The organism is Pseudomonas sp. NPDC087690, assembly GCF_044743175.1.
In the GTDB taxonomy this organism is placed as follows: Bacteria; Pseudomonadota; Gammaproteobacteria; order Pseudomonadales; family Pseudomonadaceae; genus Aquipseudomonas.
Map to the genome: position 1 here is coordinate 39,744 of NZ_JBIUVX010000037.1, position 9,309 is coordinate 49,052.

At 58.1% G+C, this 9,309-nt stretch carries 11 protein-coding genes and 1 other RNA gene (1 of these 12 cut by a window edge); 4 read left to right on the top strand and 8 right to left on the bottom strand.

Annotated elements, in window-relative coordinates; all coding sequences use genetic code 11:
* An RNA gene (gene rnpB / locus ACIPIZ_RS24210) (RNase P RNA component class A) lies at window positions 1-118 on the bottom strand; it reaches 133 nt to the left of the window's first position.
* 73 nt (window positions 119-191) lie between these two features.
* The gene (gene rsmI, locus ACIPIZ_RS24215) at window positions 192-1,097 is read right to left on the bottom strand and encodes a 16S rRNA (cytidine(1402)-2'-O)-methyltransferase (RefSeq protein WP_064392869.1); all 906 of its coding nucleotides are present in this window, start codon (window positions 1,095-1,097) and stop codon (window positions 192-194) included.
* A gap of 177 nt (window positions 1,098-1,274) precedes the next feature.
* Between rsmI and ACIPIZ_RS24220 the strand changes: the two genes are divergently transcribed.
* From ACIPIZ_RS24220 to ACIPIZ_RS24235, 4 genes are all read left to right on the top strand, one after another.
* Window positions 1,275-3,086 (top strand): penicillin-binding protein activator, encoded by a 1,812-nt coding sequence (locus tag ACIPIZ_RS24220; RefSeq protein WP_064392870.1) that lies wholly within the window; start codon window positions 1,275-1,277, stop codon window positions 3,084-3,086.
* Entirely contained in the window at window positions 3,086-3,448 is a 363-nt protein-coding gene (locus ACIPIZ_RS24225) for a YraN family protein (protein ID WP_105708795.1), read from the top strand. The genes ACIPIZ_RS24220 and ACIPIZ_RS24225 overlap by 1 nt, the downstream gene beginning before the upstream one ends.
* 104 nt (window positions 3,449-3,552) lie before the next feature.
* Window positions 3,553-4,146, top strand: a complete 594-nt coding sequence (locus tag ACIPIZ_RS24230) for a phosphoheptose isomerase (RefSeq protein ID WP_008082788.1) — start codon at window positions 3,553-3,555, stop codon at window positions 4,144-4,146.
* Complete coding sequence (locus tag ACIPIZ_RS24235) at window positions 4,143-4,721, top strand: BON domain-containing protein (RefSeq protein WP_007917023.1); 579 nt, start codon at window positions 4,143-4,145, stop codon at window positions 4,719-4,721. Before ACIPIZ_RS24230 ends, ACIPIZ_RS24235 begins: the two co-directional genes overlap by 4 nt.
* 104 nt (window positions 4,722-4,825) lie before the next feature.
* Here the strand turns inward: ACIPIZ_RS24235 and ACIPIZ_RS24240 are convergent, their stop codons facing one another.
* From ACIPIZ_RS24240 to rpsI, 6 genes are all read right to left on the bottom strand, one after another.
* A complete protein-coding gene (locus tag ACIPIZ_RS24240) occupies window positions 4,826-5,239 on the bottom strand; it encodes a ClpXP protease specificity-enhancing factor (RefSeq protein ID WP_236427821.1) in 414 nt (137 codons plus the stop codon).
* 16 nt (window positions 5,240-5,255) lie between these two features.
* A complete protein-coding gene (locus ACIPIZ_RS24245) occupies window positions 5,256-5,873 on the bottom strand; it encodes a glutathione S-transferase N-terminal domain-containing protein (protein ID WP_007961620.1) in 618 nt (205 codons plus the stop codon).
* 146 nt (window positions 5,874-6,019) lie between these two features.
* Window positions 6,020-6,802, bottom strand: a complete 783-nt coding sequence (locus tag ACIPIZ_RS24250) for a cytochrome c1 (protein ID WP_064392873.1) — start codon at window positions 6,800-6,802, stop codon at window positions 6,020-6,022.
* Window positions 6,802-8,013, bottom strand: coding sequence for a cytochrome bc complex cytochrome b subunit (locus ACIPIZ_RS24255; RefSeq protein WP_064392874.1), 1,212 nt, complete (start codon window positions 8,011-8,013; stop codon window positions 6,802-6,804). The genes ACIPIZ_RS24250 and ACIPIZ_RS24255 overlap by 1 nt, the downstream gene beginning before the upstream one ends.
* Entirely contained in the window at window positions 8,013-8,606 is a 594-nt protein-coding gene (gene petA / locus ACIPIZ_RS24260) for a ubiquinol-cytochrome c reductase iron-sulfur subunit (RefSeq protein ID WP_401167896.1), read from the bottom strand. The genes ACIPIZ_RS24255 and petA overlap by 1 nt, the downstream gene beginning before the upstream one ends.
* Before the next feature lie 270 nt (window positions 8,607-8,876).
* The gene (rpsI, locus tag ACIPIZ_RS24265) at window positions 8,877-9,269 is read right to left on the bottom strand and encodes a 30S ribosomal protein S9 (protein WP_008080273.1); all 393 of its coding nucleotides are present in this window, start codon (window positions 9,267-9,269) and stop codon (window positions 8,877-8,879) included.
* Window positions 9,270-9,309 lie beyond the last annotated feature (40 nt).

The following is a 9,309-nucleotide window of genomic DNA, read 5'->3' on the forward strand; positions in this document are numbered from 1 at the left end:
GTGCCACATTACGAAGGCTCACGCATCCCAGGCATTACCTGGCACTTCGCCCTATGGAGCCCGGACTTTCCTCCCCCCCCTAATTTTCATAGAGGGCAGCGACTGTCCGATCGACTCTCCGCCGCGAAGGTTAACGGCAGAGCGCCCGAAGAACAAGCGCTAATAGCCGCAAAACCTGTCTGCGCGACGGGTTACTCGCCCTTCTGTTTATCCAGCGCGACCTGATACAGCACGTTTTTGCGCTCGCCAGTGATCTGCGCAGCCAAGGCAGCAGCACGCTTGAGCGGCATCTCTTCGAGCAACAGATCGAGCACCCGCATCGCCTCGCTGCTGACGGTGTCTTCAGACTCCGGCGCGGTCCAGCCCGCCACCAGCACGACGCATTCGCCGCGCTGCTGATTACTGTCGGATTCAACAAATGCGCGCAGCTCAGCCAACGGCAGGCCCTTGAGCGTCTCGAAGGTTTTAGTGATTTCACGGGCAAGCAATGCCTGACGCTCACCACCAAACACTTCTTCCATATCCTGCAGACATTCAAGAATGCGGTGCGGGGCTTCATAGAAAATCAAAGTCCGCGGTTCTTCTTTAACAGCTGCCAGCCGCGCCTTGCGTCCGACCGACTTGGCTGGCAAGAAGCCTTCAAAGATAAAACGATCGGACGGCAGCCCCGCCGCTGATAGCGCAGCAATCAATGCACAAGCACCCGGCACCGGCACAACATTGATCCCGGCAGCACGGGCCTGCCGTACCAAGTGATAACCCGGATCGGAAATCAGCGGCGTGCCGGCATCGGAGATCAGCGCAACGTTGTCGCCCGCCAGCAAACGGGTAATAAAGCGACTACCTTCATCTCGTTCGTTATGTTCGTGACACGCAGCCAGCGGCGTGGCAATCCCGAAGTGCTGCATCAGGCGCGCCGAGTGACGAGTGTCTTCAGCAGCGATCAATGCCACTTCACGGAGGATTTTCAGGGCCCGGGCGCTGATGTCGTCCAGGTTGCCGATGGGCGTCGCCACCACATAAAGCGAGCCAGCAGCGGAATTCAGGGAACCTGGAGCAGTCAAAGCGCACACCTCGTGATCGGTAAAAGCGGCCATTGTAGCGCGACACGAGGCTTGCGACGCGCTTCGACCCACCACGGTTTTCCTCGTGGTTACGCACCATCGCAACATTTACTACAGCTAAATCGTTCGTTTCACGCCACTAACATCGCGCCCCGGCCAGTGCTTGGGTACAATTCGACGCTAATTTGATCGAGTATCAGGAACACTTACATGATCGCTTGCCTGCGGCTGTTCACTGCCCTCTGCCTCGCTGCCCTGTTGGCGGCTTGCGCCAGCTCCCCTTCCTCCAGCCTTGGCGAACTTCCACGGACCCCGGATGCCAGCATCGAGCAACTGCTCGAACAGGCGACCCAGGCGAAAACCCCGGAAAAAGCCGCCCTGTTGCGCCTCAGCGCGGCGGATCTGGCTTATCGCCAAGGCAACGCCGGACAGTCCGCGCAAATCCTGCAACAAGTGCCGATGGAGCAACTGAAGCCAGGCCAGCAGATTTTCGCCAGCACGCTGAATGCCGAGCTGGCCATGACCCGCAATCAGCCGAAAGCCGCGCTGACTGCCCTGAGCCATCCAAGCCTGCAACACTTGGGCGAGATGCCTGAAGAGCAGCAAGTGCGCACCGGCACCGTTCACGCCCGCGCCCTTGAAGCCGACGGTCAGACGCTCGCAGCCGCTCGCGAGCGCGTGTTCATCGCGCCGATGCTGCAAGGCGAAGCCGCGAGCAAGAACCACGAAGCGATCTGGACCCTGATTGGCTCGCTGCCGTCCGACCAACTGCAACCGAACACCACCGACGATCTCGGCGGCTGGATGGGCCTGGCGCTGGCAGTGAAATCCGCCGGTACGCTGGAACAGCAGCAAGCCGCGATCGACACCTGGCGGGCGCAGAATCCAAAGCACCCGGCCGCGATCAACCTGCCGCTGCCGCTGACCAAACTCAAGGAGCTGGCCAGCCAGCCTCTGAGCAAAATCGCCCTGCTGCTGCCGCAGGACGGCCAACTGGCCGCCGTTGGCAAGGCGCTGCGTGAAGGTTTCATGGCTGCGCACTATCAGGCACAACAGGCCGGGCAGAAGCCACCAGCGATCGAGTTCTACGACAGCTCGAAGCTGACTTCGATGGACGAGTTCTACCGCAAGGCTCAGGCTGACGGCGTGCAACTGGTCGTTGGCCCACTGGAAAAACCACTGGTCAAACAACTGAGCACTCGCCCGCAACTGCCGATCACCACCCTCGCGCTGAACTACAGCGAAGGCGATCAGGGCCCGGCGCAGCTGTTCCAGTTTGGTCTGGCCGCTGAAGACGAAGCCCGCGAAGTGTCGCGCCGCGCTCGTGCCGATGGCTTGCACCGCGCCGCGATCATGGTGCCGAAAGGCGAATGGGGCGACCGTGTACTGCGTGCCTTCAGCCAGGACTGGCAAGCCAACGGCGGCAGCATTGTTGCCACCGAACGCGTCGATCAGCCGGTGCAACTGGCCCAGCAGATCGCTGACATGTTCCAGCTACGTCAGAGCGAAGCCCGCGCCAAGAGCCTGCAGAATGCCGCTGGCACCAACGTCGCCGCACAGCCCTCGCGTCGTCAGGACATCGAGTTCATCTTCCTTGCCGCCACGCCGCAACAGGCGCAACAGATCAAACCGACCCTGAACTTCCAGTACGCCGGTGACGTTCCGGTCTACGCAACCTCGCACGTGTACAGTGCCAGCGGCGACGTCAACCAGTACAACGATATGAACGGCATTCGCTTCTGCGAAACTCCATGGCTGCTGGACACCAGCGACCCACTGCGTCAGCAAGTGGTTGCACAGTGGCCGCAAGCCGCTGGCAGCCTCGGCCGCCTGTACGCGATGGGTGTTGACGCCTATCGCCTGGCACCGCGCCTGGGCCAACTCAAAGCCCTGCCGGACAGCCGCATCGACGGTGAATCGGGCAGCCTCGGCATGACCCAGACCCAACGCGTTGTGCGTCAATTGCCTTGGGCGCAGTTCGTCAGCGGCCAGGTTCAGCGCCTGCCGGACACCCCGCGCTAATGCCTGACAGGTCACGCTCGCAGAGCGGCAAGGATGCCGAGCGCCAGGCGCTCGAGCATCTGCAAAACCAGGGGTTGCAGCTGCTTGCACAGAACTGGTTATGTAAACGCGGCGAGCTTGATCTGGTCATGCTTGATGGCGATACAGTAGTATTCGTTGAAGTTCGCTACAGAAAAAACACTCAATGGGGTGGCGCGCTCGCTAGCATCGACGGGCGCAAGCAGCAGAAACTGATTTTCGCTGCGCAGTATTTTCTTCAACGCGAATCGCGTTGGGCCAATTCCCCTTGCCGCTTCGATGTGGTGGCGATCGACTGCCATCCGGATCAGCTGAACTGGTTGCAGAATGCTTTCGACAGTTGATCGCCGGCGTTGCTACCCGGACAATCCCACCGACAAATTTTGCTCTTTGCTTTGCGGGCTGCACATTCATGTGCCGAATAGCCGCGCTACTTAAGGTCACACAGATGGACATGCAATCCCGAATTCGCCAGCTTTTCCAGGCCAGTATCGACACCAAGCAACAGGCGATGGACGTACTTGCACCGCACATCGAGCAAGCCAGCCAGATCATGGTCAACGCCCTGCTCAACGAAGGCAAAATGCTCTCGTGCGGCAACGGCGGCTCGGCCGGCGACGCGCAGCACTTCTCGTCCGAGCTGCTCAACCGCTTCGAGCGCGAGCGCCCGAGCCTGCCGGCTATCGCCTTGACTACCGACACGTCGACAATCACCTCGATCGCCAACGACTACAGCTACAACGAAGTGTTCTCCAAACAGATCCGCGCGCTCGGTCAGCCAGGCGATGTCCTGCTGGCGATTTCGACCAGCGGCAACTCGGCAAACATTATTCAAGCGATCCAGGCCGCACATGATCGCGAAATGATTGTCGTAGCTTTGACCGGACGCGATGGCGGCGGCATGGCGTCGCTGCTGTTGCCCGAGGACGTCGAGATTCGCGTACCGGCCAATGTCACTGCACGTATTCAAGAAGTCCACTTGCTGGCGATCCATTGCCTCTGCGATCTGATCGACAGCCAACTGTTCGGGAGTGAAGAATGACCCCTAATCGCCTTGGCCTTCTGGCCTTGACCCTGTGCCTCGGCATCAGCGGTTGCACCTCGGTGGTGAACGCCAGCCGTGAAGCACCGATCGATGACGACCGTGGCACCCGCACCTTCGGCAGCAAGATCGACGATTCGTTGATCGAAACCAAAGTGGGCGTGAACGTGGCCAAAGCCGACCCGGCCCTGGACAACGATTCGCACATCGTCGTCACCAGTTTCAACGGAGTTGTCTTGCTGGCCGGTCAAACGCCTCGCGCAGACTTGAAAGCCAAGGCCGAGCAAGCGGCAGCCGCCGTCCAACGGGTAAAAACCGTTCATAACGAACTGCAAGTCATACCGCCGTCCGGCTTCCTGGCGCGCCAGAACGACACCTGGCTGACCTCCAAGATCAAGACACAGATGCTCACCGACGCCAGCATCCCTGGCTCGCGCATCAAGGTCGTGACCGAGAACGGCATCGTCTACCTGCTGGGCCTGCTGACCAAACAGGAAGCCACTCAGGCGACCAACCTGGTTCAGGGGGTTTCCGGGGTGCAGAAGATCGTCAAACTCTTCGAATACATCGACTGACACACAACTCTGTGCAGGAGCTGCCGCAAGCTCCTACAGTTTGGCGATGCGCATGCAGTTTTGAGACGCGCATGAAAAAGGCGATCCATCCGGATCGCCTTTTTTTATTTCACCACTTTCAGACTTGGCCGGCCGCTTGGACGCGGTGGCTCACTGTCCGGTGGCGGCTGGTCGTCACCCAGCTCGATGTCGTCTTCGTCATCCATCGGTGATTCGAGATCGAACACCATGCCTTGACCGTTCTCCCGGGCATAGATGCCCAGAATCGCGCTGATCGGCACATACAAGCTGTGTGGAACGCCACCGAAGCGACCTTCAAAGGTCACCACGTCGTTGTCCATGTGCAGATGACGCACGGCGCTCGGCGAGATGTTCAGGACAATCTGCCCGTCACTGGCAAAACCCTGCGGCACCTGCACCGCCGGGTATTCGGAATTGACCAGCATGTGCGGGGTGCAATCGTTATCAACAATCCACTCGTAGAGCGCGCGGACCAGATAAGGTCGACTGGAGTTCATAGCGGCTCCTTAAGCCTTAGCGCATATCGCGTTCGACACCAGACAGACTCGCCTGGAAAGCCTCACGCGCAAACTGGCGCTCCATGTAATCAAGCAGCGGCTTGGCTGGCCGCGGCAGTTCAATACCCAGAATCGGCAAACGCCAGAGTATTGGCAATAGGCAGCAATCCACCAGACTTTGTTCCTCACTGAGGAAAAATGGCTTGTCGGCGAACAGCGGCGACACGCCCGTCAGGCTTTCTCGCAATTCCTTGCGCGCCACGACTCGCGCGGCCTCCTTGCTTTTCGGATCCAGGATCAGATCCACCAGACCACACCAGTCTCGCTGAATACGGTGAATCAGCAGACGGCTGTTGGCACGCGCTACCGGATAAACCGGCATCAATGGCGGGTGCGGGTAACGCTCATCCAGATATTCCATCACCACGGTCGACTCCCACAACGCCAGGTCACGATCGACCAGCGTCGGCAGACTGCCGTAAGGGTTCACCTCAATCAGTTTAGGCGGCTGACGACCAGCTTCCACATAAATGATTTCGGCGCTGACACCCTTCTCTGCAAGCACGATGCGCACTCGGTGGGAATAGTGGTCGGCGGGGTCGGAGTAACAGGCCAACCGATTGGTCACGCCCATGGCGATCCTCCTCGCTTGTTGAATTTGTCGGAACCGGAAAAACGCGCGCGCCCAGAGGGCGCCTCCCACAACACCTGGCGAGCCAGATCTTGTGTTACCGGAGGCGCCCTTGGGCGCGCGCGATTAACAGCAATGCTTGAAGCGTATCAGTGCACGTCTTTCCAGTATTCACGCTTGAGCAGGTAGGCGAACACAAAGAAGAACGCCAGGTACAGCAAGACATAAGTACCGATGCGCTGATGTTGCAGCTTAACCGGGTTAGCCGAGTAAGCCAGGAAGGTTACCAGATTCTTGACCGTCTCATCGAACTGCTCTGCATTCTGAGTACCGGTCTTCGGCACGATGGTCAGCTGATCACACGCTTCATGGGTCAAAGGCGTGCCGGTCAGCGGATCGTATTGCTTTTTGCCATCCTCGACGATCTGCACCTGTTTGCAACCCACGACCTGACGACCTTGCAGGCCGACCAGTACGTTAGGCATGCCGACGTTCGGGAAGACCTTGTTGTTCACGCCCCATGGACGCGCAGGATCTTCGTAGAACGAATGCAGATAACCGTAGAGCCAGTCGGTGCCGCGCACGCGCGCCACCAGCGTCAGGTCCGGTGGCGCCGCGCCAAACCAGGTCTTGGCGTCGGCTGGCTGCATGCCAATGTTCATGTGATCGCCGATTTTCGCGCCGGTGAACACCAGTTTTTCCAGCATCAGTTCGTGAGGGATACCGAGGTCATCGGCAACCCGCTCGTAACGCTGGAACTTGGCACTGTGGCAACCCATGCAATAGTTGGCAAAGGTACGCGCACCATCCTGCAAGGCAGCCTTGTCGGAGACGTCAATGTCGACCTTTTCCAGCTCCGGACCACCGTGTTCAGCGGCGAAAGACAAGACAGGCAGAGCAGCAAAAATCAGAGCAAAAAATAACTTTTTCATCAGCCAGTCACCCTTTCCGGAACCGGTTTGGTCTTCTCGAGCCGGGTGTAGAACGGCATCAGAATGAAGTAGGCGAAGTACAGGAAGGTGCAGACCTGCGACAGCAAGGTTCGCCCCGGAGTCGGCGCAAGAACGCCAAGAATGCCGAGAATAACGAACGAAATGCAGAACACCACCAGCCAGATTTTGCTCATCCAGCCTTTGTAGCGCATCGATTTCACCGGGCTGCGATCGAGCCACGGCAGCACGAACAGCAAGGCAATCGAGGCGCCCATGGCGATAACACCCATGAGTTTGTCCGGAATCGCACGCAGGATGGCGTAGAACGGCGTGAAGTACCAAACCGGGGCAATGTGCTCAGGCGTCTTGAACGGGTTAGCTTGCTCGAAGTTTGGTTTTTCGAGGAAGTAGCCGCCCATTTCCGGGAAAAAGAACACGATAAAGCAGAAGATAAACAAGAACACCACAACACCGACAATGTCCTTCACGGTGTAGTACGGGTGGAAGGCAATGCCGTCCAGCGGGATGCCGTTTTCGTCTTTGTGCTTCTTGATATCGACGCCGTCAGGGTTGTTCGAACCCACTTCGTGCAACGCCAGAATGTGCAACACCACCAGACCGAGAATCACGATTGGCAGCGCGACAACGTGCAAGGCGAAGAAGCGGTTCAAGGTGATCCCGGAGATCAGATAGTCACCACGGATCCACTGGGTCAGGTCGTTACCGATGACGGGAATCGCACCGAACAGCGAGATGATCACCTGGGCGCCCCAGTAGGACATCTGACCCCATGGCAGCAGGTAACCCATGAAGGCTTCGGCCATCAGCGCCAGGTAAATCAGCATGCCGAACACCCAGACCAGCTCGCGCGGTTTCTGGTACGAACCGTAAAGCAGACCACGGAACATGTGCAGATACACCACGATGAAGAACATCGAAGCGCCGACAGCGTGCAGCAGGCGCAAGATCGAACCGTGATTGACGTCACGCATGATGCCTTCGACGGACGCAAAAGCCTCTTCTGCCGATGGCGTGTAGCTCATCGTCAGCCAGACACCGGTGACGAGCTGGTTGACCAGCACCAGCAGCGCCAGGGAGCCGAAGAAGTAGAAAAAGTTGAAGTTTTTTGGAGCGTAATACTTGCTGAGATGGTCTTCCCACATTTTGGTCGCAGGAAAGCGCGCATCAACCCAATCCATGAATTTGCTCATCACGCTTTCTCCGTATCGACGCCAATGACAATCAGGTCATCGGTCTCATAGGAATGCGGGGGAACTGGCAGGTTCAAAGGCGCAGGTTGCGACTTGTAGACGCGGCCAGCCAGATCGTAGTGGGAACCGTGGCAAGGGCAGAAATAGCCACCGACCCAGTCTTTACCCAGATCCGCAGGTGCCACTTCGGGACGGAAGGTTGGTGAGCAACCCAGGTGCGTGCAGATCCCGATCAGCAACAGAATTTCCGGCTTGATCGAGCGCACCTCAGGGTCGACATAGGTGGGTTGCGTGGAGTTTTTGGAGGTCGGATCGGAGAGCTGGCCCTCGATCTTCTTGAGATTCCCCAGAATTTCCTCGGTACGGCGGACAATGAACACCGGCTGGCCGCGCCACTCAGCAATCATCTGCTGTCCTGGCTCGATTTTGCTGACATTCACTTTCACCGGTGCACCAGCGGCTTTCGCCTTGGCACTGGGAAACGATGACCCCACGAACGCGACCGCAGCCCCCACCGCTCCTGCAGCACCCACCACGGATGTGGCTGCTACCAAGAAGCGACGCCGGCCTGCATTCACGCCGTCATTGCTCATTCAGTCCTCTCCCATCAGCTTTTGTGGCCTGTTAAATCAGGCATCTACTAAATAAATCAATGTTACTTATAAAAATTTTGCCGAGATGGTAATGAAAAGCCCCAATTCTGACAAGGGAATTACCCGGAGCTCATACCCTCAAGCCTTGCAGTATAGGGGGTCTACAGAAGTGGCAAGTTGTCGCAGCGCAATTCTTTGATAAATCGCAGGCATAAAAAAACGCCCGCTTCCGTGAGGAGGCGGGCGTTCTTTTTGAACGCGAAAGCGGAATTAACGCTTCGAGTACTGCGGACGCTTACGCGCTTTACGCAGACCAACTTTCTTACGTTCAACTTCACGGGCGTCGCGAGTAACGAAGCCAGCTTTGCGCAGAGCGCCACGCAGGGTTTCGTCGTAGTCCATCAGAGCGCGAGTGATACCGTGGCGGATTGCGCCAGCTTGACCACTTACACCACCGCCGATCACGGTGACGTAGATGTCGAACTTCTCGACAGTCTCAGTCAGCTCCAGCGGCTGGCGAACTACCATGCGGGCAGTTTCACGACCGAAGAAGTTTTCCAGCGAACGGTTGTTGATGGAGATGTTACCAGTACCCGGACGCAGGAAAACGCGTGCGGTTGCGGTCTTGCGACGGCCAGTGCCGTAATTTTGAGTCGCCGACATAATGTACTATTCCGTTAAAACTTCAGTTCTTGGGGCTGCT